Origin of the sequence: Roseateles sp. UC29_93 (assembly GCF_042695725.1) — a bacterium.
Classification (GTDB): Bacteria; Pseudomonadota; Gammaproteobacteria; order Burkholderiales; family Burkholderiaceae_C; genus Roseateles; species Roseateles noduli_A.
On the sequence record NZ_CP170545.1, the window covers coordinates 1661909 to 1688435 of the forward strand.

19 protein-coding genes are annotated in these 26527 nt (G+C 69.9%); 13 read left to right on the forward strand and 6 right to left on the reverse strand.

Features of this window, described 5'->3' with window-relative positions; all coding sequences use genetic code 11:
• Window positions 1-53 precede the first annotated feature (53 nt).
• Window positions 54-1787, forward strand: a complete 1734-nt coding sequence (gene ilvB, locus ACFJIX_RS07865) for a biosynthetic-type acetolactate synthase large subunit (RefSeq protein WP_377158987.1) — start codon at window positions 54-56, stop codon at window positions 1785-1787.
• A gap of 40 nt (window positions 1788-1827) precedes the next feature.
• Here ilvB and ACFJIX_RS07870 read toward each other — a convergent pair whose 3' ends face one another.
• Both ACFJIX_RS07870 and ACFJIX_RS07875 read right to left on the reverse strand, forming a co-directional pair.
• Window positions 1828-4308: a BACON domain-containing protein gene (locus tag ACFJIX_RS07870; RefSeq protein ID WP_377158990.1), complete on the reverse strand. Its 2481-nt coding sequence runs from the start codon at window positions 4306-4308 to the stop codon at window positions 1828-1830.
• A gap of 230 nt (window positions 4309-4538) precedes the next feature.
• Window positions 4539-5702, reverse strand: a complete 1164-nt coding sequence (locus tag ACFJIX_RS07875) for a mandelate racemase/muconate lactonizing enzyme family protein (RefSeq protein WP_377158993.1) — start codon at window positions 5700-5702, stop codon at window positions 4539-4541.
• A gap of 136 nt (window positions 5703-5838) precedes the next feature.
• Here ACFJIX_RS07875 and ACFJIX_RS07880 point away from each other — a divergent pair, with 136 nt between their 5' ends.
• Window positions 5839-6792, forward strand: coding sequence for a LysR substrate-binding domain-containing protein (locus tag ACFJIX_RS07880; RefSeq protein ID WP_377158996.1), 954 nt, complete (start codon window positions 5839-5841; stop codon window positions 6790-6792).
• 90 nt (window positions 6793-6882) lie between these two features.
• Window positions 6883-7872 carry a tripartite tricarboxylate transporter substrate-binding protein gene (locus ACFJIX_RS07885; protein ID WP_377158999.1) on the forward strand — a complete coding sequence of 330 codons (990 nt, stop codon included), beginning with the start codon at window positions 6883-6885 and terminating at the stop codon, window positions 7870-7872.
• A gap of 48 nt (window positions 7873-7920) precedes the next feature.
• On the opposite strand, the gene ACFJIX_RS07890 is transcribed toward ACFJIX_RS07885, so the two are convergent.
• The gene (locus ACFJIX_RS07890; protein ID WP_377159002.1) at window positions 7921-8580 is read right to left on the reverse strand and encodes a GntR family transcriptional regulator; all 660 of its coding nucleotides are present in this window, start codon (window positions 8578-8580) and stop codon (window positions 7921-7923) included.
• Between the two features lie 204 nt (window positions 8581-8784).
• Between ACFJIX_RS07890 and pcaC the strand changes: the two genes are divergently transcribed.
• From pcaC to ACFJIX_RS07915, 5 genes are all read left to right on the forward strand, one after another.
• The gene (pcaC, locus tag ACFJIX_RS07895) at window positions 8785-9183 is read left to right on the forward strand and encodes a 4-carboxymuconolactone decarboxylase (RefSeq protein WP_377159003.1); all 399 of its coding nucleotides are present in this window, start codon (window positions 8785-8787) and stop codon (window positions 9181-9183) included.
• A gap of 12 nt (window positions 9184-9195) precedes the next feature.
• Window positions 9196-10059, forward strand: coding sequence for an NAD(P)-dependent oxidoreductase (locus ACFJIX_RS07900; RefSeq protein ID WP_377159005.1), 864 nt, complete (start codon window positions 9196-9198; stop codon window positions 10057-10059).
• Window positions 10060-10063: 4 nt separating this feature from the next.
• Complete coding sequence (locus ACFJIX_RS07905) at window positions 10064-11455, forward strand: NAD-dependent succinate-semialdehyde dehydrogenase (protein ID WP_377159007.1); 1392 nt, start codon at window positions 10064-10066, stop codon at window positions 11453-11455.
• A gap of 149 nt (window positions 11456-11604) precedes the next feature.
• Window positions 11605-12537 (forward strand): tripartite tricarboxylate transporter substrate-binding protein, encoded by a 933-nt coding sequence (locus ACFJIX_RS07910; RefSeq protein ID WP_377161676.1) that lies wholly within the window; start codon window positions 11605-11607, stop codon window positions 12535-12537.
• A 43-nt stretch (window positions 12538-12580) separates the two neighbouring features.
• A complete protein-coding gene (locus ACFJIX_RS07915; RefSeq protein WP_377159009.1) occupies window positions 12581-13447 on the forward strand; it encodes a GNAT family N-acetyltransferase in 867 nt (288 codons plus the stop codon).
• Here ACFJIX_RS07915 and ACFJIX_RS07920 read toward each other — a convergent pair.
• Entirely contained in the window at window positions 13395-14099 is a 705-nt protein-coding gene (locus ACFJIX_RS07920) for an SDR family oxidoreductase (RefSeq protein WP_377159011.1), read from the reverse strand. The genes ACFJIX_RS07915 and ACFJIX_RS07920 overlap by 53 nt on opposite strands.
• 101 nt (window positions 14100-14200) lie before the next feature.
• The gene (locus tag ACFJIX_RS07925) at window positions 14201-14866 is read right to left on the reverse strand and encodes a TetR/AcrR family transcriptional regulator (protein ID WP_377159013.1); all 666 of its coding nucleotides are present in this window, start codon (window positions 14864-14866) and stop codon (window positions 14201-14203) included.
• Window positions 14867-15247: 381 nt separating this feature from the next.
• Here ACFJIX_RS07925 and ACFJIX_RS07930 point away from each other — a divergent pair, with 381 nt between their 5' ends.
• Window positions 15248-16675 (forward strand): aldehyde dehydrogenase family protein, encoded by a 1428-nt coding sequence (locus ACFJIX_RS07930; protein WP_377159015.1) that lies wholly within the window; start codon window positions 15248-15250, stop codon window positions 16673-16675.
• Between the two features lie 45 nt (window positions 16676-16720).
• Here ACFJIX_RS07930 and ACFJIX_RS07935 read toward each other — a convergent pair whose 3' ends face one another.
• On the reverse strand, window positions 16721-18085 hold the full coding sequence (locus tag ACFJIX_RS07935; RefSeq protein WP_377159017.1) for an alpha/beta fold hydrolase: 1365 nt from the start codon (window positions 18083-18085) through the stop codon (window positions 16721-16723).
• A 233-nt stretch (window positions 18086-18318) separates the two neighbouring features.
• On the opposite strand from ACFJIX_RS07935, the gene ACFJIX_RS07940 reads away from it, so the two are divergent.
• The 4 genes from ACFJIX_RS07940 (at window position 18319) to ACFJIX_RS07955 (ending at window position 26459) form a co-directional block, all read left to right on the forward strand.
• Window positions 18319-21510, forward strand: a complete 3192-nt coding sequence (locus tag ACFJIX_RS07940; protein ID WP_377159019.1) for an ATP-binding protein — start codon at window positions 18319-18321, stop codon at window positions 21508-21510.
• Between the two features lie 745 nt (window positions 21511-22255).
• The gene (locus tag ACFJIX_RS07945; protein ID WP_377161678.1) at window positions 22256-23548 is read left to right on the forward strand and encodes a sensor histidine kinase; all 1293 of its coding nucleotides are present in this window, start codon (window positions 22256-22258) and stop codon (window positions 23546-23548) included.
• Window positions 23549-23859: 311 nt separating this feature from the next.
• Window positions 23860-24531: a DUF4148 domain-containing protein gene (locus ACFJIX_RS07950; RefSeq protein ID WP_377159021.1), complete on the forward strand. Its 672-nt coding sequence runs from the start codon at window positions 23860-23862 to the stop codon at window positions 24529-24531.
• A gap of 83 nt (window positions 24532-24614) precedes the next feature.
• Window positions 24615-26459: a cytochrome c biogenesis protein DipZ gene (locus ACFJIX_RS07955; RefSeq protein ID WP_377159023.1), complete on the forward strand. Its 1845-nt coding sequence runs from the start codon at window positions 24615-24617 to the stop codon at window positions 26457-26459.
• The last annotated feature ends 68 nt before the right edge of the window (window positions 26460-26527 follow it).

A 26527-nucleotide genomic window follows, 5' to 3' on the forward strand; every position in this document is an offset into this window, starting at 1 on the left:
TAGGAGGCAAGAACGGCAACGCTTCCCGGGAGGGGCCCGGGATACTGACCCGCATGAATGCATTGATCGACGGCGCCGTGCTGGGCGCCCCTGAAGCCACGACGCGCAACGGCGCGCAGACGCTCCTCGACACGCTGGTCGCCTGCGGGGTCGACACCGTCTTCGGCTATCCCGGCGGCGCGGTGCTGCCGCTGTATGACGCGCTGCATGGCGAGCCGCGGCTGCGGCACATCCTGGTCCGTCACGAGCAGGCGGCCGTGCACGCCGCCGAGGGCTACGCGCGCAGCACGGGACGCCTGGGCGTGGTGCTGGTGACCTCGGGGCCGGGGATGAGCAACACGACGACGGGGTTGCTGGACGCACTGTGCGACTCGATCCCGGTGCTTTGCATCAGCGGGCAGGTGAACAGCGCCGTGATCGGCACGGATGCGTTCCAGGAGTGCGATGCGTTGGGCATTTCGCGTCCGGTGACGAAGTGGAACGCGCAGTTGCGGCCCGGCGACGATGTGGCGGCGCGCTTGCGGCAGGCCGTGGACATCGCGCGGGGCGGACGGCCGGGGCCTGTCCTGCTGGATGTGCCCAAGGACGTGCAGCTGGCGCCAGCGCGTCAGACCTCGAGCCTGCCGATCAGGACGCTCAGGGAGATGCCGGCCGTGGACGTGCGCGCGGTCGAGCAGGCGGCGGACTGGATCGCGACAGCGCAGCGCCCGGTGTTCTACGGCGGCGGCGGGCTGATCAACGCAGGGGACGTGGCCTGCGCGGCGTTTGCGGCCTCGGTTGCGCTGAGCGGCGCGCCCTGCACGTTGACCTTGATGGGGCTCGGAGCGGTGCCTGCGTCATCGCCGCAGTGGTTGGGCATGCTCGGCATGCACGGCACGCTGGAGGCCAACCTGGCGATGCATCACGCCGACCTGATCGTGTGCGCGGGCGCGCGTTTCGACGATCGGGTGACGGGGCGCCTGGACAGCTTCGCCCCCAACGCCCGGGTGATCCATCTGGACGTCGATCCGGCGTCGATCGACAAGGTCCGCCGCGCGGATCTCGCGCTGTGCGGCGATGCACGCGTGCTGTTGCCAAGGCTGCGGCGCGCGCTGGAGCAACGCGCGATGCCGCCGGAACGGCTCGTGGACTGGTGGAGGCGCATCGATGCCTGGCGGTCGCAGCGTTCGCTGGCCTTCGAGGACACGCCGGACGTGATCGCCCCGCAGGCATTGATGACGCGGCTGCAGGCACAACTCGCCGGCCGCGACGCGATCGTGTCGACCGATGTCGGCCAGCATCAGATGTGGGCGGCGCAGCACCTCGCGTTCGAGCAGCCGCGGCGATGGCTGACTTCGGGCGGCGCAGGCACGATGGGTTACGGCCTGCCCGCGGCGATCGGCGCGCAGGTGGCGCATCCAGAGCGGTTGGTCGTCTGCGTCAGCGGGGATGCGTCGATCCTGATGAACCTGCAGGAGATGGCGACGGCGCGCCAGCATCGCGCGGCGGTCAAGGTCGTGCTCTGCAACAACGGGCACATGGGCATGGTGCGGCAATGGCAGGAGCTCCACCATGGCGAGCGCTACAGCCACAGCTACAACGCGTGCATGCCGGACTTCGTCGCGGTCGCGAAAGGCTTCGGTTGGCAGGCCTTGCGCGTCGAGCGCCGGGAGAACCTCGACGCCGCGCTGTCCGAGTGCCTGGCGAGCGACGGTCCGTACTTCCTCGACGTCGACGTCGCGCCGGCGGAGAACTGCTTTCCAATGATCCCGGCGGGGAAGGGGCATCAGGAGGTGATGCTTCGATAGGCGGGAATGACACTTCCCGTCGCTCCCGCCTTCCCTTCGATCAGTAGCCGATAGGCACGATCGCGAGCTTGGGATCGTCCGTCGGCACGACCACCACGCCGCCGTCCGCGCTGACCACGAGCTGGCGCGGCAGCAAGGCCCGGGCGTATCCGGCAACCTTGTAACCCTGAACCAGCGCGCCAGCCGGTGTGTGGACCCAGAAGTCGTAGGTCGAGTACCAACCCTGGATTCCGCAGATTGCGCGGCCGTCACTGGTGACCTCGATGTTGTTTGGATATGCGTCGCCGCCAGGCAACGCGGTGGGCGTGGTGCCGTTTCCGCGATTCTGCACGACGCACCGGTAGCCGCCGACGCTGCTGGCGGCCGCCGAGTAGACCCGCGTGGCGTCTGGCGAGTAGGCGGCATCGACAACGTTGCCCGCATCCTGAAGCGTGAACTGGGTACCTTGGAGGAACAGGCCGCCATTTACGACGGAATACTGGATGCCGCTCTCACCGATGCCCAAGCCGATCGAGCTCTGGCCGTCCGGGCTCACGGCAAACTGATTCGCCGTCATGCCGCCGAGCACATGGCCGTTGGGTTCCGTTGCGCTGACGCGATAGACATCGCTGCCGGCGTAAAGCACTTCGACACCTGACGGACGGCCGACCGCCAGGAACTGCGGCGTGTCGGCGGTGCGGCGTTGCGGTACGGCACGAAGCTTCACGAAGTCCGGCAGGCGCAGGACGGCGAACTCCTTGCGCACGTTGTCATGCAGGTACAGCAGGCCGCCGTCGGGCGAGACTGCCATGGCGTCCAGCTGTGTGCCCGGCAGCGTCACGGTCGTCTCGATCGCGCCGGTGTGCGCGTTGACGACGTCGATCGACGCTCCGAGCGCGCTCGCATACACCCATGGCCGGATCGTGTCCGCGACCACGCGCTGGTAGGCGGTGTTGATCGTGCGCGCGACGGCGCCGGTCGTGCCCTTCCACAACGCCACGCGAATCTTCGACGGTTCCACGTCGGCGTCGGAGGTCGTCAGCGTTACCGTCGCGTAGCTGATGGCGTCGTCCGGCAACGTCGCAGGATTCGCAGTCACCGTGAGCTGGTTGCCCGCCGTGGCCACGGCAAGCCAGGCTGTATCCGAGCTTGCGCTCCACGGGACCGCAGCGCCATAAGACGTGCCCACCTGGACGACGCGGGTCAGGACCTGGCCGAGCGGCGTACTTGCGAGACCGATGCCTGCGCGCTGCGGCAACAAGCGGCGCTGGTCCCGCTGAACGCTCAGCGGCACGTCGACGATGAGCGTGTCGCCGTTCACCAGCGCGGTCACCCTGGCGTTGACAACCGTGCTGCCGATGGGTGCGGCCACGTTGCTGAAACCCACGGAGAAGCTCGCTGGGGCCGCGCCGCCGACATTGCCGCCCGCCGGTGCCGACAGCCAGGACGGCAGGCCGGTGACCGTGAAGGGCCAGCTGTTGCTTCCCGTGTTGAGGGTCAGGTCGATGGGCTGCGCCACTTGGAAACGGCCGTGGATGCCGCCGAGGTAGATCATGCCGCCCGGTGCGGCGAGCGTCGCCGGCACCAGATTGAGCTTGACGGGGATGCTGGCCGAGGCCAAGCCCGTGGACACGAACTCCGCATTCGCGTTGTAAGTGCCCGAGCCGAGGCGAGGCGTGTTCGCGTCCGCGGTAAGGGTCACTTCGGCAGGTGCCGTGCCGGTCAACGGCGAGATCTTGAGCCAGCTCTGCGTGCTGGAAGCCTGCCAGGGCGAGTTGCCGGCGTTGTTCAGGTCGACCTGGATCGACTGCGGAGGGATCGGTGCGCCGTTGACCGCCGTGAAGATTGCCCCCTCCGCCTTTGAGAACACAAAGGCGGTAGGCAGAATCTCCAATTGGACGGACTGAGTGGCGAGACGGCCGTCCGCGGTCTTCACGGTGACGGTGCCGGTGTACTTGCCCATGGCCAGACCTGCTGCGTCGGGACGAAGCGTCAGGCCGACGTTGCCGGTGCCGGAGAGTGGCTCGGCGCGCAACCACGCGCTGTCGGAGGTCGCGGTCCAATTCGCATCCGCCGTGCCGCTAAGGGCCACCGTGCCGGACACCCCGCCTTGGTGCACCGTGAAGCTGGTCGTGCCCGCGGCGGTCAGCGAGAACGGACGCGCGTTCACGATGATGTCGTAAGGCAGGGACACCGGAGAACCGGGATACTGGGCGCTGCAGCCGGCGTCTCGGCAGAGCTTGATCTGAAGCGTGCCGGTGTAGCGTCCGGCGCTCAGTCCGGCAGCCGTGCGCAGTGTCGCGACCAGCGTGTTTCCGGTCAGCGGCCCGAGAGAGACAGTGCTGTCGAGGACTCCCTTGTCGTCAACGACCACGGCGTAGACCGTGCCCGAGAAGGCTGCCGGATCGTTGACCGTGGCGGTGACGGCCAACGTCGATGCCCTGCCGGCGACAATATCGGAGGGAGCGCTGATCGGCGCGAACGACACCGGGGGGCGGTGCTTGATTGCCGCTATCTCCGCCACCGCCGCCACCACCGCCACATGCGGTCAAGAGGGCGCTGGCGAGAATGCCGATGCCGAGCAGCACGAACGAGCGTCCGCACAGGTTGTGAGTCATATGAGTTTTCCCTCGGTCAAGGCGCGGAGGAGGCGCACCGATTTTTTTTTGGAACCGCAGTGTTGCGGCCGAGGGATTCTGTCATTGCGGCGTTAAGGGCCGCCAGCCGGGCTCCGCCTCTTTTGGGGGGCCGATGCTCTTGTGCGGATTGCGCTCAGTCCGACAACGCCCGCATCACCGCATACAGATCCGACTTCCCCTCGAACCCGATCCCCGGCAGGTCCGGCAGCGTGACGTAGGAGTTCTCCACCTTCACCCCGTCAGGGAAACCGCCGAAGGGCTGGAACAGGTCTGGATAAGACTCGTTACCGCCCAGGCCCAGGCCGGCCGCGATGTTCAGCGACATCTGGTGCCCGCCGTGCGGCACGCAGCGGCTCGCGGACCAGCCGTGTTCCTTGAGCATGTCCAGCGTGCGCAGGTACTCGACCAGGCCGTAGCTCAGCGCGCAGTCGAACTGCAGCCAGTCGCGGTCCGGCCGCATGCCGCCGTAGCGGATCAGATTGCGCGCGTCCTGCATGGAGAACAGGTTCTCGCCCGTCGCCATCGGATTGGCGTAGTAGTTGCGTAGCGTCGCCTGCAGCTCGAAGTCCAGCGGATCGCCGGCTTCCTCGTACCAGAACAGGTCGTACTTCGACAGCGCCTTCGCATACGCGATCGCCGTGTCCAGGTCGAAGCGCCCGTTGGCGTCGACGCACAGCTTCTGCCCGTCGCCCAGCACGCTCAGGATCGAGTCGATGCGGCGCAGGTCCTCGTCCAGCGACGCGCCGCCGATCTTCTTCTTCACCACCGAGTAGCCGCGGTCGATGTAGCTGCGCATCTCGTCCTTGAGCTTGCCGTGGTCCTGGCCCGGGTAGTAGTAGCCGCCCGCGGCATAGACGAAGACCTTGCGGTCCGGCGTGCCGGTGCCGTAGCGCTCGGCCAGCAGCTGGAACAGCGGCTTGCCTTCGATCTTCGCGACCGCGTCCCACACCGCCATGTCGATGGTGCCGATGGCGACGGAGCGCTCGCCGTGACCGCCGGGCTTCTCGTTGGTGAACATCGCGTCCCAGACCTTGTGGGCATCGAGGATGCCGCGGCTGTCCAGCAGCGAATCGGGATCGGCCTCGAGGATGCGCGGGATGAAGCGCTCTCGCATCAGCGTGCCCTGGCCGTAACGGCCGTTGGAGTTGAAGCCGTAACCCACCACCGGCTTGCCGTCGCGGATCACGTCCGTGATGACCGCCACGAGGCTCAGGGTCATCTTGCTAAAGTCGATGTAGGCGTTGCGGATGGGGCTGCTGATCGGCAGCGTCTTTTCTCGGATCTCGACGATCTTCACGGGGAACTCCACTTCAGGTTGGCTCGAATGGGTCGCATGATCCCGCCGCACCCCCTCGCGAGGCCAATTCAGTTTTCTTAGCTTTTGATGCCTTGCGGGCACCGCCTCCTCGCCCCCTGCTTCCACCCCCACCGCCATGACCCTGAACCTGAGCTGGATCGATGACTTCATGGTGCTGGCCGCCAGCGGCAACTTCTCGCGCGCGGCGGAAGAGCGCCACATGACGCAGCCCGCCTTCAGCCGGCGCATCCGCGCGCTGGAAGAGTGGCTGGGCACGGACCTCTTCGATCGCAGCTCCCAGCCCGCGCGGCTGACCGACGCAGGCGTGTGGTTCCGAAAGACCGCGCAGGAGCTGCAGGCGCATGTCGCCCGCGTCCCCGGCGAGGCGCGCGCCATCGCGGAAGCCAGCTCGCAGACGCTGCGCTTCGCGGCGACGCATGCGCTGTCGTTCTCGTTCATGCCGCGCTGGCTGCGCGCGCTGGAAGCCCGCACCAGCGTCGGTCCGGTGAACCTCGTCTCCGACACCCAGCAGAAATGCGAGGCGCTGCTGCTGCAGAGCCAGGTGCAGTTCGTGCTCGCGCATGGGCACCGGCAGGTGCAGGGGCCGTTGGACGAGGCGGCGTTCGCCCGCGTGGTCGTCGGCCAGGATGAACTGCTGCCGGTCTGCGCGCCCGATGCGGACGGCGGGCCGGCGCATCCGCTCGAATCCGGGAAGGGATCGAAGGGGGCCGCGGTACCGCTGCTCGCCTACAGCTCGGAGTCCGGACTGGGTCGCATCCTGCGCGAGGTCAAGGGCACGGCGCTGGACCGGCTCAACGTGCAACCGGTGTTCACGGCGCATCTGGCGTCGGTGTTGCGCACGATGGCGCTGGACGGCCGCGGTGTGGCCTGGCTGCCGAAGATCCTCATCGGCGACGACCTCTCCGCTGGGCGGCTGGTGGTCGCCGGGGGCAAGGACTGGCACCTGGACCTCGACATCCGCCTGCATCGCGATCGCGGCGCGATGGGCGCGGCGGCGGAGACGTTCTGGGCGGCGGTGGACGGCGGTGCCGGCGCGGCATCAAAGCCAACTAATCCGGCATTGGTGTGAAGCGGCGCGGGTCTCGATGATCGGCACAGGCCGGGGCGGTCGCCTCGGGCTGAGCCACAGATCCCATCAGAGGACATCGAGGAGACACGCATGGACAAGATCCGCAGGCGGCTGGCGTTGACCGGCATCGCGGTGGCGCTGGGCGTCGTGACGACGCTGGCGCGCGCCGAATTCCCGGACAAGCCGGTGACGCTGATCGTGCCGTTCGCGGCCGGCGGGCCGTCGGACAAGATCGCCCGCGACCTGGCCGAGGCGCTGCGCAAGAAGCTCGGCCAGACGGTCATCGTCGAGAACGTCGGCGGCGCGGGTGGCACGCTGGGCACCTCGCGCGTGGCCAAGGCGCCGCCGGACGGCTACACGCTGCTGGTGCACCACATCGGCTTCGCGACCGCGCCGTCGCTCTATCGCAAGCTGCCGTACAAGGGCATCGACGACTTCGCCTTCCTCGGCCTGATCAACGAGGCGCCGTCCACGCTGATCGCCAAGCCGTCGATGCCGGCCAAGACCTTCGACGAGCTGCGCAAGGTCATCGCGGCCGACCCGTCGAAGATCAACCTCGCGCATGCCGGCGTGGGCTCCGCGTCGCAGCTGTGCGGGCTGATGCTGCAGTCGGCGTTGAAGACCAACCTGACCTCGGTGCCGTACAAGGGCACCGGCCCGGCGATGACCGACCTGATGGGCGGCCAGGTCGACCTCATGTGCGAGCAGGCCACCAACGCCGTGCCGCAGATCGAGGGCGGCAAGGTCAAGGCCTACGCGGTGACCAGCACGCAGCGGATGGCGCTGCCGGCGCTGGCCGCGTTGCCGACGCTGTCGGAGGCCGGGCTGAAGGACTTCAGCGTGACCGTCTGGCACGGGCTCTACGCGCCGAAGGACACCCCCGCGCCGGTGCTGAAGAAGCTCAACGACGCGCTGAAGGCCGCGTTGAAGGACCCGGACCTGGTCAAGCGTTCGGAGGCGCTCGGCATCAGCGTCGTCAACGACGGCCGGCTCGAACCGGCCGGCCACAAGCACTTCGTCGAGACCGAAGTCGCGCGCTGGAAGAAGGTGATCGAGGCGTCGGGGCAGTACGCGGATTGATCGCCGATTGACGCCCACCGCCGCTCCCAACGGGAGCGGCGGTAGCCCTCAACCCATGCTGCGGAGCACGTTCTCCGCCGCCTGCTTCACATGCTCGCCGCACAACCGCGCGGCGAGCTCGCCGTCGCGCTGCTCGATCGCCGTGACGATCGCATCGAGCTCCCGCAGCGTCTCGGGCAGCCGCCCCGGCTGCGCCATCGAGATGCGGCGCAGCACCGTCACGCGGTTGTTCAGCTGCTTCAGCATCTGCCCCGCCACGGTGTTGCCGCAGCCCTCGACCAGGATGTCGTAGAACTGGTTCTTGATCGTGAGGATCCGGGCCCGGTCGCCGGCGGCATGCGCCTGCGCGAGCTCGGTCAGCTTGGCGCGCAGCGCCGCCCGCTGGGGGTCCGACGCGTTCGTCGCGAAGCCACGTCCGGCCAGGCTCTCCAGGCTGGCGCGGACCTCGTAGATCTCGCGCACCTCGTCGCGCGAGATGCTGGTCACCTCCGGCCCGCGGTGCGGAATGATCGTGATGAGCCCCTCGGCCTGCAGGTGCTGCAGCGACTCCCGCACGCAGGAGCGGCTGACGTCCAGGCTCTCGCAGAGCTCCCGCTCCGACAGCTTCTGACCCGGCGCGAGCACGCCGTCCAGGATGGCGGTGCGCAGCGCCTGGGTGGCGCGCTGGCGCAGTGACGTCTCTTCGCGGGCAACTTTGACGAGGCTCATGAGCCGGATCCTACCTGTGGGCGGGCGATGTCCAGACGGACAGATCACCTGATGTTCATACAGACGGATTGTCATACAACACGTCCACCGCGCTTTCAATCCTCGTATTCCTAGTGTCGGATTGTCCGACAATCCGACTACATTGGGCCATCGACCGGCCGCAGACGGCTCGTCTCGTCCCCACCCCATCACCAGGAGTTTCCGATGACCCGTGCGTACGCCCCGAAGAACCAGGCCCTGTTCGACCAAGGTCTCTCGACCCGCCGCGAGGTGCTCGGCGCCGAGTACGTCGACGCCTCGATCAAGAACGCCACGGACTTCAACATCGACATGCAGGAGCTGGTCACGCAGTACTGCTGGGGCGACGTGTGGAACCGACCGGGGCTGGACCGCCGCACGCGCTCCTTCCTGAACCTGGCCATGATCACCGCGCTGAACCGCCCGCACGAGCTGAAGCTGCATGTGCGCGGCGCCATCAACAACGGCCTGACCCGCGACGAGATCAAGGAAGTCTTCCTGCAGACGGCGATCTACTGCGGCGTGCCGGCGGCGATCGACTCGTTCCGGGTCGCCGCCGAGGTGTTCAAGGACATGGACGCCTGAGGAGCCGCCGCCATGACCCGCATCGGATTCATCGGCCTGGGCATGATGGGCACGCCCATGGCCCACCTGCTGCACGCCGCCGGCCACGAGCTGGTCGTGCAGGACGCCCGGCCGGAGGTCGCCCGGGCCTTCGCTGACGCCCACGCCGGCGCGCGCATCGCCAGCGGCGCCTCGGACTTCGCGGCTTGCGAGGTCCTCGTGACCATGCTGCCGAACTCGGACATCGTCGACGCCGTCGTGGGGCCGCTGGCCGCGCAACTCCAGCGCGGCGCGGTGGTGGTGGAAATGAGCTCCGCCGATCCCAATCGCACCCGCGCGCTCGCCGAGCGTCTGGGCGAGGCCGGCATCACGCTGATCGATGCGCCGGTCTCGGGCGGCGTCAAGAAGGCCGTGGCGGGCACGCTCGCCATCATGGTGGGCGGCGACGTCCCCGCCTTCGAGCGGGTGCGTCCGGCGCTGGAGACGATGGGCAAGGCCATCACCCATGTCGGCCCGGTCGGCGCCGGCCATGCGCTGAAGGCGCTGAACAACTACGTGTCCGCCGCCGCGCTGATCGCCACCGCGGAAGCGATCCATGTGGGCGAGGCCTTCGGCATCGACCCGGCCACGATCGTCGATGTGATCCAGGCCTCGACCGGGCGGAACAATACGACCGAGAACAAGGCCCACCAGTTCATGCTGAACGGTGCGTTCAACTCGGGCTTCTCGCTGGCGCTGCAGGCGAAGGATGTGGGCATCGCCGCGTCGCTGGGCCGCGCGATGGGCCTGCCGATGGCCCTGGCGCAGGACGTGTACGCGATGACCGCGGAGGCCTCCGAATCGCTCGGTCCGGCCGCGGATCACACCGAGCTCTTCCGTTTCGTCGGCAGGGCCTGACGCGATGAGCGCTTCCTTCGACGTCGTCAACCCCGCGACCGGCGAGCGCGTCGCGCAGGTGCGCAAGGCCTCGGCGCCAGAGGCGCAGGCGGCCATCGAGGCGGCGCGCATCGCACAGGTCGATTGGCGGCGGCGCGGCGGTCACGCCCGCGCCGAGGTGCTGCAGCGTTGGTTCGAGCTCGTCATCGCGAAGACCGACGAACTGGCACGCGTCATGGTCTCCGAGCAAGGCAAGCCGCTGGCGGAAGCGCGCGCCGAGATCGTCTATGCCGCGAGCTACATCCGCTTCTACGCCGAGGAGGCGCGGCGCTTGCATGGCGAGACGATCCCGGCCTCGTCGCCGGATCGCCGGCAGCTCGTCGTGCGCGAGCCGGTGGGCGTCTGCGCCGCGATCACGCCGTGGAACTTCCCCGCCGCGATGATCACGCGCAAGGTGGCGCCGGCGCTCGCGGCCGGCTGCACGATGGTGCTGAAGCCGTCGGAGCTGACGCCGCTGACCGCATTGCGACTCGCGGAACTCGCGCTCGACGCCGGCCTCCCGGTCGGCGTGCTGAACGTCGTCATCGGTGATGCCGTCGAGATCGGCGCGGCGCTCACGTCGTCGCCGACGGTGCGGATGCTCAGCTTCACCGGCTCCACGCCGGTGGGCCGCCTGCTGATGGCGCAATGCGCGCCGACGGTGAAGAAGCTCGGTCTGGAGCTCGGCGGCAATGCGCCGTTCATCGTCTTCGACGATGCGGACCTCGACGCGGCGGTGGAGGGCGCGATCGCCTCCAAGTTCCGCAACGCCGGCCAGACCTGTGTCTGCGCCAACCGGCTCTTCGTGCAGCGCGGCATCTACGAGGACTTCGCGGCGCGGCTGATCCAGCGTGTCCGCGCGCTGCGGACCGGCAACGGCCTGGAAGAAGGCGTGACGCAAGGTCCGCTGATCAACGAGGCGGCGCGGCGCAAGGCGCTGTCGCACGTGCGCGATGCGCTGGACCGCGGCGCACGCCTGGGCACCGGCGGCCAGGCGATCGACGGACCCGGCTGGTTCATGCAACCGACCGTGCTGCTCGACGTGAAGGCGGGCATGCGCTGCCTGGACGAGGAGACTTTCGGTCCCGTCGCGCCGCTGGTGGCCTTCGACACCGAAGCGGAGGCGATCACCTGGGCCAACGCGAGCGAGTTCGGCCTGGCGAGCTACTTCTACTCGCGCGATGTCGCGCGCTGCTTCCGCGTTGCGGAGGCGATCGAGTCGGGGATGGTCGGCATCAACACCGGCGCGATCTCGAGCGAGACGGTGCCGTTCGGCGGCATCAAGCAATCCGGGCTGGGGCGCGAAGGCTCCCGGCACGGCCTGGACGAATACACCGAGCTGAAGCTGATGAGCTTCGGCGGCATCGGCGCGGCCTGACGGCTCGCGTCGAGGCGCATTTCATTTCCTGCATCGACAGACACGCAGCGGCCGGCGATGGACCGGAGGCGCACTTCCTTACCCCCTTGGAGCGAGACATGCGAAAGATTGCGAAGAAGGTCCTGACCGTCACGGTGACGACGGTATCGATGGCGTTGGCCACGGCGGCATCCGCCGCGTATCCGGACAAGCCGATCACGATGGTGATTCCCTACGCGACGGGCGGCTCCACCGACGTGATCGGCCGGCTGATCGCCGAAGCGATGACGCGCGACCTGGGCCAGCAGGTGATCGTGGAGAACGCGGGTGGCGCCGGCGGCACGATCGGCACGGCCAAGGTGGCGCGGGCGCCGGCTGACGGCTACACGGTGCTGCTGCACAACATGGGCATCGCGACGGCGCCGGCGCTGTATCCGAAGCTGCCGTTCGATGCCACGAAAGACCTGGTGCCGATCAGCCTGGCGGGTGACGTGCCGATGATCCTGGTGGGGAACAAGGACTTCGCGCCGGCGACGGTCGCCGAAGTCATCAAGCAGATGAAGGCCAAGCCCGGCGAGGTGCGGTTCGCGCATGCGGGCGTCGGCGCGACCTCGCATCTCTGCGCGATGCTGTTCAGCCAGACCACGAACACCACGGTGACGATGGTGCCGTACCGCGGCACCGGGCCGGCGCTGCAGGATGTGATCGCCGGCAATGTCGACCTGATCTGCGACCAGCCGGTGGCGACGGGCCCGCACGTGGCCTCGGGGGCGCTCAAGGCGTATGCGATGGCGACCAAGGCGCGCGTGTCGCAGCTGCCGAACGTTCCCACCTTCGCCGAAGGCGGCCTGCCCGGCTTCGAGCTGGCCGTGTGGCACGGGGTCTATGCGCCGAAGGGCACGCCCGCGGCGGTCGTGACGCGCCTGAACACGGCGCTGCGTCATGCGCTGGTGGATCCCAACGTCGTGAAGCGCTTCCAGGAGATGGGCGTCGTCCCGCCGCAAGGCGACCGCCTCAAGCCGCAGGCGCTCGGCACGCAGACGGCCGCCGAGATCAAGAAGTGGGATCCGGTGATCAAGGCGGCGGGCGCGAAGGCGGAGTGATCACGCAACAGGGCGGCGTTGGGCGAGGAGAAACCGGCGCGTCGTGAATGACCGCCGGGATGTCGCGGGCGACGGTGGCGCCACGACCGCTGACCGCCTAGAGTGCTGGCGCATGAACATCGCGCCGACTTCCCCTGTCCCTCAGCCTCCCGACGACTCGCCGCTCGATCATGTGGTCTGGCATGCGCTCACCAGCCGTCAAACCTCGTTGGCCGTCAGCGAGGGTGATGCCCGACGATTCCTGCCGGACGTCGCCCCCTTCGGGGCGATCCGCCCGCCGTCGAACGGCTCGCCTGAACAACTGTCGGCACTGCTGCGCGTCGGATCTCCCGTCGTCCTCGTGACGGCGGAGGACGAACGTCCGTTCGGCGGCATCGTGCCGATCAAGCGGGCGCCGGTCGACCAGATGGTGCTGGTGGATGCATCGGCGCTGGCGCCCGTGCCGGACATCGAGACGCTGACGCTCGGTGCCACGGACGTGCCGGACATCCTCGAGCTCGTGCGTGCGACGCAGCCCGGGCCCTTCGGGCTCCGCACCCTCGAGCTGGGCCGCTACATCGGCGTCCGACTGGAGGGGCGGCTGGTGGCGCTGTCGGGCGAGCGGATGAAGGTGCCCGGCTTCACCGAAGTCAGCGCGGTCTGCGTCGACCCCTCGTGTCGTGGCCGCGGCTTTGCCGCGTCGCTGATGAAGGCGGTCGCGCAGGGCATCTTCGACCGTGGTGAGACGCCCTTCCTGCACGTGTTCAGCGACAACGTCACGGCGATCGCGCTCTACGAGCGCCTGGGCTTCCGCCTGCGACGCCGGTTCAGCGTGAACTTCTTCGACGCGTCGAGCGCCCTTGCGGCACCCGGCACGCTCAGCGCGCCAGCGGATCCATCAGGTACACCCCGTCCGACAGCGCCTTCTTGACCTGGCGCGTCGAGTCGTCGACGGTGATCTCGACGGCACCCTGTTCGATCCCGTCGAGCGAATCTCGCACCACGTCTTCGGGACGGGCCTTGGGCACGTCGAAATCCCGGATCATGTCCGTGTCGATGAAGCCGCCGTGGAAGCCGGCGACCAACGTGCCCTGCGGCGCGAGCTCGGCACGCAGGCTGTTGGTCAGCGCCCAGGCCGCGGCCTTGCTGACGCCGTAGGCGCCGAGCATCGGCGTGTTCACCCAGCTGAGGATGGACAGCATGTTCAGGATCGCGCCGCCGCCGTTGCGGCCCAACACCGGCGCGAACTCGCGTGCGACATGGAAGATGCCGAACAGATTGGTCTCGAGCTGCTCACGCAGGACGATCTCGGCGTTGTCGCTCGCGATCCCGCCGACACGGCCAATGCCGGCGTTGTTGATCAGCAGCGTGACGTCGCCGCAGGCGCGTGCCGCGGCGGCGGCCTGCTCGGGCTTGGTCACATCGAGCTGCACCGGCACGACGCCGGGCAGCGTGATGGTCGAGATGTCGCGAGCCGCCGCGTAGACCTTCTTCGCGCCGCGGGCCAGCGCCTGTTTCGCGAATTCGAGCCCGAGGCCCCGGTTCGCACCGGTGATGAAGACGACGGCATCCTTGATCTGCATGGAACTTCCTTCTGCGCCGCAGCGCGTTGATTTCATATGACGCCCGTCATATATGTGGGCAAAGAGAAGGGACCCGAGAGTCCCTGAACGAAAAACAGGAATCAGCGCACGGGGCGTGCGGACCGTGCCGGCTGCGCGGCTTCGGTGTGTTGAGCCAGCAGTGAGCGCTTCGTGCTGGCGAGGATGGCGAGCGCCTGGTCCCTGTCGCCGACGGCGCGGGCCAGTTGCAAGGCGCCGATCAGCGTTGCGGCGATCGGCCAGGCGGCCTCTGCGGGAGCGTCAGGCCCCAGCGCCTCCGAGACCATCCGCTGAAGCTGCAACACGAGGCCACGTCCTTCGTCCTGGACGGCGCTCGATTGGCGAGGCATCTCCGAGACCAGCGCGGCGACGGGGCATCCGCACTCGATGTTGTCGAGGCCGGCCTCATGCAGATAGGTTTCCACCACCGCGCGAAACGGCGGGACGCCCGCGGCGATGAGGCGGTCGACATGCCCTTGATGGACCTGCCGGCTGTCCTGCCCCGCGCGCACTGCGGCGGCGATCAGCAGATCGTCGCGGGACGGGAAATGCGCATAGAAGCCGCCGTGCGTCAGCCCGGCCTGCTTCATCACGTCCGCCACGCCCACGCCGTCGAAGCCGGCGCGCCGGACGGTGCGGGAGGCGACGTCGAGGATGCGGTCGCGGGATTCTTCCTTGCGGGTGGAACGGGAAGAGGAGGACGAGGCGCTCATGGGGCGAAGATTAATATGATCATCATCATATGTCAATCGACCTGCCTCGACCTGCCTCGACCTGCCTCGACCTGCCGGTGACCGTCTGCCGACAGACCGCTCTTCTGCGGCGAGGTCAGCGCCCCGTTGATGTCGAAGATCGCGTGGGCGTCTTCCGGCCGTTGAGCGTGTTGAAGCCGGCGCCGGTCCGGAGGCTTGGCTTGACGCCGATCGACTGGGCCTGGACAGGGCCGTTGCAGCCAGCAGGCCGAGCGACAGGGGATCGCGGACATCGACGCGGCACGAAAGGCAATGGCGTGCATGACGGAGCTCATGTCGTCATCGCGTCGCGGGCGCCCTGGAAACCTTCGTATGGTTACCTGCCGTTGTGGTGCTCCCTACATTGATGGCTTCCCGTATTCCTTGAGGGCATCAGCCATGCTGAACATCGAGCACAGCTACATCGACGGCCGCTTCGTTCCGACCGCGGGGGACGAGATCGTCGAGATCGTGAACCCCGCCAGCGAGGCCGTCATCGGCCGCGCAAGGCTGGCCAACCGCGAGGACGTCCGACGCGCCATCGACGCCGCGGCGAGGGCGCAGCCGACCTTCGCGCGGACCTCGAAGTCCGAGCGCATCGGCATGCTCGAGCGCCTGCAGGCGGCGATGCTGTCCCACGCCGATGCGCTGCGGGAGTCCTCCATCCTCGAGTACGGCGGTCCCTTCTCTCGCTCGCAATGGGTGTCGACCTACGCGGCCGAATGCCTCGGACAAGCGGCGCGCACGCTGGAGCATTACGCCTTCGAACGCCCGGCGGGCGCGGACGGCATCTCGACACTGCGCATGGAACCCGTCGGGGTGGCGGGACTCTTCGCGCCATGGAACGCCGCGGCCGGGACGATGGCGAGCAAGCTGGCTGGCGCGCTCGCCGCCGGCTGCGCCACCGTCGTGAAGCCCAGCGAGTTGAGCCCCTGGCAGGCGCAGGTGATGGCTCAAGCGGTTGACGACGCCGGCCTGCCGCGTGGCGTCGTGAATATCGTGACCGGACGCGGCGCGGATGCCGGCGCGGAACTCAGCAGCCATCCTGCCGTCGCGAAGTTGTCCTTCACCGGCTCGACCCCCACCGGCAAGCTCATCGCGCAAGCCGGCATCGACGGCCTGAAGCGCGTCAGCCTGGCGCTGACGGGCAAGTCCGCTTCCCTGTTGCTGGACGACGCCAGGTTGGGCGTTGCCGTGCCCCTGGCCGTCGCGGCCGCATTCACGAACAGCGGCCAGGCGTGCGTCGCAGGCACGCGGCTGCTGGTCCCACGACACCGGATGGCGGAGGTCGTGGCGCGCGTGCAAGCCGCCGTGGCCGCCCTGCGGGTCGGAGACCCGGGCGATCCGGCAACGGCCGTCGGCCCCATGGTCGGCCGTGCCCACTTCGAGCGCGTCCAGTCCTATATCCACCGCGGAATCCAGCAAGGCGCGACGCTGGTGGTCGGCGGGCCTGGTCGCCCGCCCGGCATCGAGCGCGGCTGGTTCGTGCAGCCCACGGTGTTCGCCGACGTCCGCAACGACATGACCATCGCCCGCGAGGAGATCTTCGGTCCGGTGCTGTCCATCCTGGCGGTGGACGACGAGGACGACGCGGTGTCGGTCGCCAACGACTCGCCGTACGGGCTGCAGGCCTATGTCTTCTCCGACGACATCGCCGCGGCGAGACGCATCGCCGCCCGCCTGCAGGCGGGCACGGTGCTGATCAACCGCGTGGCGCCGGATCTGCTGGCGCCGTTCGGCGGGGTCAAGCAGTCGGGCCTGGGACGGGAATTCGGCGTGATGGGGATGGAGGCCTTCCTGGAGCCCAAGACCATCACCGTCGGCTGAACACCGGGCGGCGAGCCGCCGCCCGGCAGGCGGCGGCCGACAGACTCAGCGCAGTGAACGGAAGGCCGCCCGCATCTCCGAGGCGAAGAGTTCCGGCTGCTCCCACGCGGCGAAGTGTCCGCCGCGATCCACTTCATGGAAGTAGGCCAGGGTCGGATACGCCCGTTCGGTCCAGGACCTCGGCGCGCGATAGATCTCGCCGGGGAAGATCGTGACGGCGACCGGCAGGCGGATCTGCGCGGTGCGCTGGTGCTCGGCGCTGAAGTTGTTGTTGTTGTTCTCCCAGTAGAAGCGCGAGGACGACGCACCGGTGTCGCTCAGCCAGTAGAGCGTGATGTCGTCGAGGATCTCGTCCTTGGACAGCACGCGCTCCGGGTGGCCGTCGCTGAAGGTCCATTCGGCGATCTTCTCGAACATGAACGCCGCCAGCGCGGCCGGCGAGTCGCACAGCGCGTAGCCGATGGTCTGGGGCCGCGTGACCATCAGCGCGCCGTACGCCGCGTTGCGCGCGAAGAAGCGGCTCAGGGTCTCGAAGGCGACGCGCTCCGGCGTGGAGAGCCCCGCCGGCGCCGCGTCGCCGGCGTTGATCGGCTTGACGAGTTCCGGAGGCACGGTCGGCGGCATGCTGACGTGGATGCCCGCCAGTCCCGGCACCTGGAGCCGCGCCATCGCGTTGGAGATCACCGAGCCGTGATCGCCGCCTTGCGACACGTAGCGTGCATAGCCGAGCCGTTCCATCAGCACCGCCCAGGCCTGCCCCACGCGCTCGGGGCCCCAGCCCAACTCCGTCGGCCGACCCGAGAAGCCGTAGCCGGGGATCGACGGAATGACCACGTCGAAGGCGTCCGTCGCCGCGCCGCCGTACGCGGTCGGATCGGTCAGCGGACCGATGCTCTTGACCATCTCCAGGATCGAGCCGGGCCAGCCGTGCGTGATCAGCAGGGGCAGGGCGTTCGGGTGTCGCGACTTCACATGCAGGAAGTGGATGTCCACGCCGTCGATCTGGGTGACGAACTGGGGAAGCGCATTCAGCGAGCGCTCGAGACGACGCCAGTCGTACGGCCCGCCCCAGTAGGCGCAGAGCTTGCGCAGCGTCGCCAGCGGCACGCCTTGCGAGGTGTCACGCACCGTCTCCCGGTCGGGCCAGCGCGTGGTGGCCAGACGCCGCCGCAGGTCGTCCAGCGCCGCCTGCGGGACGGCGATGCGGAACGGCCGGATGCTGGCATCGCCCGCGGCGACCTGCGTGGGTCCGGCGCCGACGGCGCCGCTCCAGGAGGCGCTGGCCGTGGCGCCGTGGCTGGCCTCGGCGGACCGGGTCAGCAGGCTCAGACCGGATGCGCCTGCGATCGTGGAAGCAGCGAGGAAGTGACGTCGGGCGGCATCGGCGCGCGGCGGATTCGAGTCGGACATGTGGGTTCTCCAGAAGAGAGTGGGTCAAGGCGACGCATCACATCAAAACCGGCGCGTGCGGCCCATAGCACCCTCGTTCAGCAGGCTGCAACCAAGGTATGGGCCCCGGGCGCCGCCGCGATGACGCGGCATGCCGACGACCGCGCTCCGACGGGATCCCACCGCCCGGCTTGCGAACCGCGGCGACTGCTCCTATGATCCAGTTTCATGTAGCGTTCCCTACATAAAACAAGATGCCGCCACTCGCAGACCTGCCCTACGAATCCGCCCGCCGCCTCGGCGCGCGGTTGCATCGCGTCTGGCTGGAGGACGGGTCGTCCCGGCTGCTGGCCGGGAGCCGGAACGATTCCGCGGCCCTGCTGTCGCTGCTTCAGCGCGAGTACGCGTTCCGGCATGCGCTGCACGGCGACTGGGCGGTGCAGCCGGAATCGCTCATTCCGAGTGGACAGCGGTCGCTGCTCCTGGGCAGCGATCCCGGCGGCCTGCCGCTGCGTGAGTTGGCCCAGCCCGCCCTGCCGGTGCGCAAGTTCCTGCGGCTGGCCTGCGCGGTCACGACGGCCATCGCCGCGATGCATCGGTCGGGCGTGCTGCACCGAGCGCTCACGCCTGACCGGATCCTGGTGGATGAGCGCCTGCAATGCGCGCACCTCATCGGCTTCGGCATGGCCTCGCGCCTCGGGGGCGACGAGCAGGCTCCCGCGGACGATCCCGTCGAATGGGATGACGCCAGCTTCGACTATCTGGCGCCGGAACTCGGCGCGCGGATGAATGTCCGGGCCGATGTTCGGGCCGACCTGTATGCGCTGGGCGCCATCTTCCATGAGCTGCTCGTCCACGCGCCGCTCTTCGAAGCCCCCGACGCCGCGGCGCGCCTGCATGCGCATGCCACCCGGCGGCCCGCCCTGGCCCATCGCCTGAGGCCCGACGTGCCGATGCAGCTGTCGCGCATCGTCGGCCGCCTGCTCGAGAAATCGCCCGAGCTGCGTTATGCCGATGCGGCGGCGCTGCTGGCCGACCTGACGGCGTGCGAAGAACTGCTGGACGAGCACGGCGGCATCCCGACCTTCCCGCTGAACGCCGGCTCCGCGATGGCGGATTGGGACCACGCGATGCCCGTCCTCGGGCGTGACCATGAACTGCGCCAGCTGCAGGCGCTCTACCAGTGTGTCCGGACCGGCGGGGGCGCGCGCACCGCCTTCGTCCATGGCGACGCGGGCATCGGCAAGTCGCGTTTGCTGCGCGAGCTGGTCGCGCGCCTGGAGGGCGACGGCGCGCCACTGGTTGCCTCGGCGAAGTGCATGTCCGCGGGCACCGGCCTGCCGTTCGACGTGATGACGCGCGCGCTGCGGCCCTTGCTGCAGGTCGCGCTCAGCAGCGCCGAGCAGGAGTTCGCGAGGTGGCGCCAGCGCCTGCGCGAGGCCACGCATCCGGTCTCCGCGACGGTGGCCGGCCTGCTTCCCGACCTGCGTCCCCTGCTGGATCTGACCCCCGAGGACGTTGCGCCGTCCCTCGCCGACATGGCGCTGGTCTTCGAACGGGAGCTCGTGCTGCACGCGATGGGCCGCATGATCGCCTGCTTCGCGCGGCCGGAGCGCCCCTTGGTGCTGATGCTGGACGACCTGCAATGGGCCGATGTCGAGACGCTGCGACTGCTGGATCGTCTGCTGGCCGATCATGCCGATGCGGCCCTGCTCGTGCTGGGATCGATCCGGTCCTCGGGCCCGGGCCATCCGCGGCATCCGTCACCCGCGCCCAGCGCGCGCGTCGCGCCCCTGCACCTGGATCTCGCGCCGATCGACAGTGCGTCGACGCGCCGGCTCATCGCCGGCGCCCTGGGACAAGCCATGTCCGATGCCGCGGCGCTGGCCGATCTGCAGCAGTTGGTGGAGAAGTGGACCGGACGCAACCCGTTCTTCATCCGTCGGCTTTTGAACCGTCTGCTCGCCGCCCGCTTGCTGCGGCACGACCCGGTGCGCCGTGCCTGGACCTGGGACCTCCACCGCATCCGCGCGGAGCCCGGGCTGTGCGATGTCGGCGGACTGCTGGCCTTGGACCTCGATGAACTGCCCGGCCCCACGCTGTCGCTGCTGAGGACGCTGGCGGCGCTCGGCGACCGCGTCGCCGGCCCCTTGCTGGCGCTGGCGGGCGGCGTCGCGCCCGAGGCCCTGCCGCCGGCCTTCGCGGCGGCCGCGGAGGCGGGCTTCGTGAGCGCGGACGGCGACGAGTGGGCCTTCACCCACGATCACGTCCGTGAAGCCGTGCTGGCGTCGCAGCCTCCGGCGGCGCAAGCGGCGCTGCATCTGTCCATCGCGCGCCGGCTGATGACGGCACCGCCGTCGACCGTGCCGATCTACCTCCTGGCGACGCAGGCCAACCTCGCAGCGCCGTCGCCCGGCCCGCAGGACGAGCGGCGCGCCTTCGCGCTGGTGAACCTCGAGGCGGGCCGGCGCGCCAAGGCCGCGACGGCCCATCAGGCGGCGCTGGACTACTTCCGCCATGCGCTGCGCTGGTTCGACGGCGATCGCGGCGAGGAGGCGCTCCAGGCGGCCCTGCTCTGCGGCGAAGCCGAGTTCATGACCGGCGCGCTGGCCGACGCCGAGGCGCGGCTCGCCGGCCTGGCGGACCTGGCCGGCGACGGCGTGTTCGGCGCCGAGCTCGCGCGCCTGCGTGCCGCGCTGTACACCGCCCTGGGGCGCTATGACGACGCCCTCGACGTGGGACTGGGTTTCCTGCGGCAGGCGGGTTTCGAGTTGCCGCGGCGCCCGGACGACGCGCAGGTGGAGGCCGAGTACCGCCTGGTGCGCCAAATGGATCGACGCGCACGGCATGGCGGCGCTGCGCGATCTGCCGGACGACACCGATCCGCGGCGCCGCGCCATGGTCGACGTCTTCGCGGACCTGCTGCCGCCGGCGCTCTATTCCGACCAGCGCCTGGTCGACCTGATGCTGCTCCGGATGGTGCGGCTGGCCATCGCCAACGGTCATGCGGATGCCTCGGCCAACGGCTACGTCTGCATGATCCAGCTGTTCGGCGCGCGCCATGGCGACTTCGCCACGTCACGCGCGTTCGGCGAGCTGGCCCTGCACCTGGTGAACGAGCGGGGCCTGAGCCGCTACCAGGCGCGGGTCTATCACACGTACGCCACCTTCGTCGTCCCGTGGACGGCGCCGGCGCGCAGCGCGCGCCCGCATTTCGACCGCGCCTTCGAAGTCGCCACGCGCGTCGGCGACCACACGTTCGCGCTGTACTGCGGTCGCAACCGGGCGACCGGCATGCTGTTCGCCGGGGAGTTCCTGGCCGACGTGCGCCAGAGCGTGGAACCCGCGCTGGCCCGGGCGCGCGACGCGGGCTTCAAGCTCGTCGTCGACGCACTGCTGGCGCAGCGGACGCTGCTGAGCGAGCTGCAGGATGGCGACCGCGGTGACCGTGGTGAAGGCGGCCACGGCGGCTCGGGCCAGGCCGTGATGGACGAGACGATGGCCGAGCCCGTCGAGTCGGCGGCGCCCACGTTGGTCGACCTTGCCTACTGGGTGTACCGGCTGCAGGTGGGCGTGCTGTTCGGCGATGCGGCCATGGCGCGCCGGGCGCGCCTGCGCGCCGAAGCCTGCCAGGGCGCAGGACGGGCTTTCGCCGAGTACGGCGACCTGCCGTTCTATGGCGCGTTGGCACTGCTCGCGGGCGCGGACGCGCCGGCGCCCGATGAAGACGCACAGGCGCTGGAACGTCACATGGCAGCCCTGGCGGGATGGTCGACGCACTGTCCGGAGAACTTCGGCGCCCGCTGGGCGCTGGTCCGCGCAGAACAAGCGCGCCGTCAGGGTCGCGGCGCCGACGCGGCCGCGCTCTACGCCGACGCGGTGGCACAGGCTCGACGCCATCAACTCACCCAGGTCGAGGCGCTGGCGGCGGAGCTGGCCGCGGAGTTCCATCTGGCGCAGGGTCGCGACATCGAGGGGCGCGCCTATCTGCGACACGCGCTGGCCGCCTGGCAGCGCTGGGGCGCGACGGCCAAGCAGCGCGAGCTCCAGTCGCGCCACGCCGACCTGCTGGAGCCGGAGGCCACGAGTTTCCCGACGACGCGGCTGCACACCCTCGATGTCCAGGCGGTGCTGCGGATCAGCCATGCGCTGGGGGGCGAACTGGTGCCCGAGCGGGTCGTCGACACGACCATGCGCACCGCGCTCGAGAGCGCGGGCGCGGAGTACGGGACGCTGGCGCTGCTGCGCGGCGACGCCTGGCTGGTGCGCGCCACGGCGCGCGTGCAGGCCGGCGCCATCGTGGTCGCGCAGAAGCCGGCCCCGCTGTCGAGCGAGGTGCTTCCCGTGTCGGTGGTGTACGCCGTGGCCCGGGCGCAGCAGGCGGCGCAGTTCGACGACGCGCGGGAATCGCAGGCCCTGGCCCAGGATGACTACGTGAAACGTCATCGGCCCCGGTCGCTGCTGTGCGTGCCGATGATGCGCCGCGGTCAGCTGATCGGCGTGCTCTATCTGGAGAACAACCTGGCCCCGCGGGTGTTCACGGCGGCCAAGGCGGAACTGCTGGAGGTGATCGCGTCGCAGGCCGCATTCGCGCTGGAGAACACCCGGCTCTATGAGGAGGCGGTCGACCAGAACCTGCAGCGCGCCGCGGCCGAGGAGCGCCTGCGCGCCGCGCTCACGGAACTCGAGCGGGCCAGCCGGCTGAAGGCGATGGGCGAGCTGGTGGCCTCCATCGTGCACGAGATCGGCCAGCCGCTGAGCGCCATCGACACCTCGGCGAGCGCCGCGGGCCGCTGGCTGGACCGTAGCCAGCCGGAGGTGGGCGAGGCGTTGGCGATGGTCCGTCACGTCGGCCTCAGCGCGCGGCGGGCCAAGAGCATCATTCAGGGCCTGCGGGCGATGACGCGCAAGGTCGAACCGCGACTGGCCGAGGTCGACCTCGGCGATGCCCTGCGCGAATGCGCCACGCTGGTGGGCGGCTCGCTCGCCGAGCTGGGCGTCGCGCTCGACCTCGCCGACACCGGGGCGTCGACGCGGGTGATGGGCGATCGTGTGCAGCTCCAGCAGGTGGCGATCAACCTGTTGATGAACGGCGCGGAGGCCATGCTCGACGTGCCGGCCGACCGGCGTCGCCTCTCGCTGTCCTGGGGGACCGAGGGGGCCGGACGGGTGCAGGTCGTGGTCGAGGACCGGGGCGACGGCATCTCGCCCGAGGCGCTCGGCCAGATCCTGGAGCCGTTCTTCACCACCAAGGCCACGGGCATGGGCATGGGCCTGGCGATCTGCAAGTCCATCGTCGGCGCGCATGGCGGGACGCTGGCCTTTTCGCCGGCGCTGCCGCACGGCACCCGGGTGGTGCTCGATCTTCCGGCCGCCGATGCGCCCGCCGGCCTGCCGGACGACGGGCCGACGGCTTCGCGGATCCTCGGCTCGGCGCCCGCTGCGGTCCGGGTGGACGCGGACACCGGACCGGTGCTCGCCTGAGGCGGCCCGCTTTCCGGCCGGCGACGTGGCCGCCGCCGCCACCGCCGGCATGCCACGCCCTGGCCGCAGGGACGGGGTCGACGGCCCGTTCGCAGGGGGCGGGGGCCGCGGTCGTTTGACCCCGCACAAACCGTCGTAGGGGGCGCGTCATCCCAGGGTCCGATTGGTCGACGCACGTCGCCCTGGTCCGATGGAGGCATCGCGGATCGAGGCCGACGGCCCACGCACCGCGATCCGCCATCCCGGCGGTGGGCCTCGCGTCTGGCGTCGCCCGCGTCGCCGGGGGCCCCTGATGCATGGAGCTTCACATGATGAACCGCACGTCCCCGTTCCCTTCGTTCTCCGGCGCACGGAGCGCCAGCCCGCAGCGTCTGCTGCTCGCCATCACCCTGGGTGGTGCCCTCCTGGCCGGCCTGATGTCCGTCGCGCTGGCCGCGGAACCGTCCTCCGCCGGCATGGGGCCGCTGACCCGCGCCCAGGTCCTGCAGGACCTGAAGGCTTACCAGGACTCTGGCCTGGCCGCCCTGGAGCACGACGATTCCCAATCGCAGGTCGGCACCGAGGCCTGGCGTCAGGCGCGCCGGCGCTACCTCGCGTTGACGCACATGGCGGCCGGCGCCGCCAAGCCGTTGACGCGCCAGGAGGTGCTCGAGGACCTGCGCCACTATGAGGTGTCCGGCCTGGCGGCGGCCGAGCGGCGCGACGGCGAGCAATCCAATGTCTCCGAGGCGCTGCTGCAGGCGCAGGCGCGTTACGACGAGCTCAGCATGATGGGCGACATGAACGACAAGCCGCTCAGTCGCGCGGAGGTGCTTGCCGATCTGCAGGTCTATCGCGAATCGGGCCTGGCCGCGTTCGATCGCAGCGAGGGCGACTTCTCGCGCAGCTCGCCCGACTACGTCGCGGCACGAGCGCGCTACGAGACGCTCAAGCACGGCGATCGCTACCAGACGCTGGTCTCGGCCCTGCGCATGCCGGGCTGAGTCTGACGACCCTGGCGCCGGGGCGCGGCCACGCCCGGCACCTCGACCACGTGCTGGCACGTCCGCCCGATCCGGAGCCCCCGATGACCTTCCTGCTGCTTGCTTTCGCCGCCGGCGCCCTGGCGCTGTTGAGCCCCTGCATCCTGCCCGTGCTGCCTTTCGTGCTGACCGGATCCGGACGACCGCTGCGCCGCGGCGCGCTGCCGTTGCTGCTGGGCATGGCCGGCAGCTTTGCGGTGTTCGCGTCGCTGACGGCGCTCGGCGGCGGCTGGGTGCTGCGATCGAGCGTGCTGGCGCGGGAGTTCGCGCTGGTCTGGCTCGCCGTGGTCGGGATGAGCCTGCTGTTTCCGGGCCTGGCCGAACGTCTGGCCGCGCCGGTCACGCGCTGGTCGGATCGGCTGCTCGCCAGGAAGGCGGGGCCGGCGGGCGGATCGGAAGACGGCAGCGCATGGTCACTCGCGGTCACGGGCATGGCGACCGGCCTGCTGTGGGCCCCCTGCGCGGGTCCCGTGCTGGGTCTGGTGCTGGCGGGTGCCGTGGCCGGCGCGCCGCCGCTGACGACCTTGCTGCGGCTGCTGGCCTTCGGTGCCGGGGCCGCCTGCGTGATGGCGCTCGTGATCGGCGCGGGCCGGCGGCTCGCCCTCGCCGCGCGGCGGACGGCCCAGGTCGTGGCCGCGCTGAGACGGGTGATCGGCGCCCTGGTCCTGCTGTCGGTCGCCGCGGTGGCATCGGGCGGATGGGAACAGGCGCTGACGCGGCTGCCGTCCGTCGCGCTCCAGGCGGCGGAACAGCGTCTGCTCGACGGGTGGAGCCGCGCGCGTTCCGCCGATCCGACCGGGTCGCGCTCGGCGGGAGACCTGCTGGTCGAGGACACGTCGGAGGATGACGGCCCGCGGGTCGGCGCCGTGCCCGTGGCCTGGTGGCGCCGGGCACCCGACGCCACGACGACACCGGACGCCGCCGACCTGCCCGACGAAGGCCGCTTCCCAGGCTTCCAGGGCGCCACCGGCTGGCTGTCCGGCGGACCGCTGGACGCGCAGGCCCTGCGCGGCAAGGTGGTCGTCGTCAACTTCTGGACCTACTCCTGCATCAACTGCCTGCGCACGCTGCCGCACGTGCGCGCCTGGGCGCGCCAGTACGCGTCGCAGGGCCTGGTGGCGGTGGGCGTCCACACGCCGGAATTCGCATTCGAAAAGGACAGCGACAACGTGGCCGCCGCGATGCGGCGCCTGCAGATCGACTATCCGGTCGCGCAGGACGACGGCTACCGCGTCTGGCGCGCGTTCGGCAACAGCTACTGGCCGGCGATCTACGTCATCGACGCGAAAGGCCGCATCCGTCACCACCAGTTCGGTGAAGGGGGCGAGGCCCGCACCGAGCAGGTCATCCGGGCGCTGCTGGCCGAAAACGGCGCGGCACCTCCCGCTTCGGACGCCGTGGCCGACACGGGCGGCGTCGGGGCCTCGGCGGACCTGGCGACCTTGCGTTCACCGGAGTCCTACATCGGCTACGCGCAGGCCACCGCGATGGTCTCGCCGGGCGGCGCCGTCCATGACCGTCCCTCGCGCTACCGCATCGGCGATCTGGCGCTGAACGACTGGGGGCTGTCCGGCACCTGGACCGTGGGTCCCGAGTACGCCACCCTGGCCGCGGCCGACGGTGTGATCGCCATGCGCTTCCACGCGCGCGACCTGCACCTGGTGCTGGGCGTGCCGCCCGGCGGCGCACCCATGAGATTCGTGCTGACCCTCGACGGCGCGCCGCCCGGGGAGGCCCACGGCCTGGACGTCGATGCGCAAGGTCGCGGCGTGGTCAACGCCAGCCGCCTCTACCAGCTGGTCCGCCAGCCGCAGGTGCTGCGCGACCGCCGGGTCGAGATCCGCTTCCTCGACCCCGGCGTGCGGGCCTACGCCTTCACGTTCGGCTGAGCCCCGATCACCCTGCCGACATCCCTTCGTATAGGAGACGCCGACCGGTAGCCTCTGCTACCGTTCGC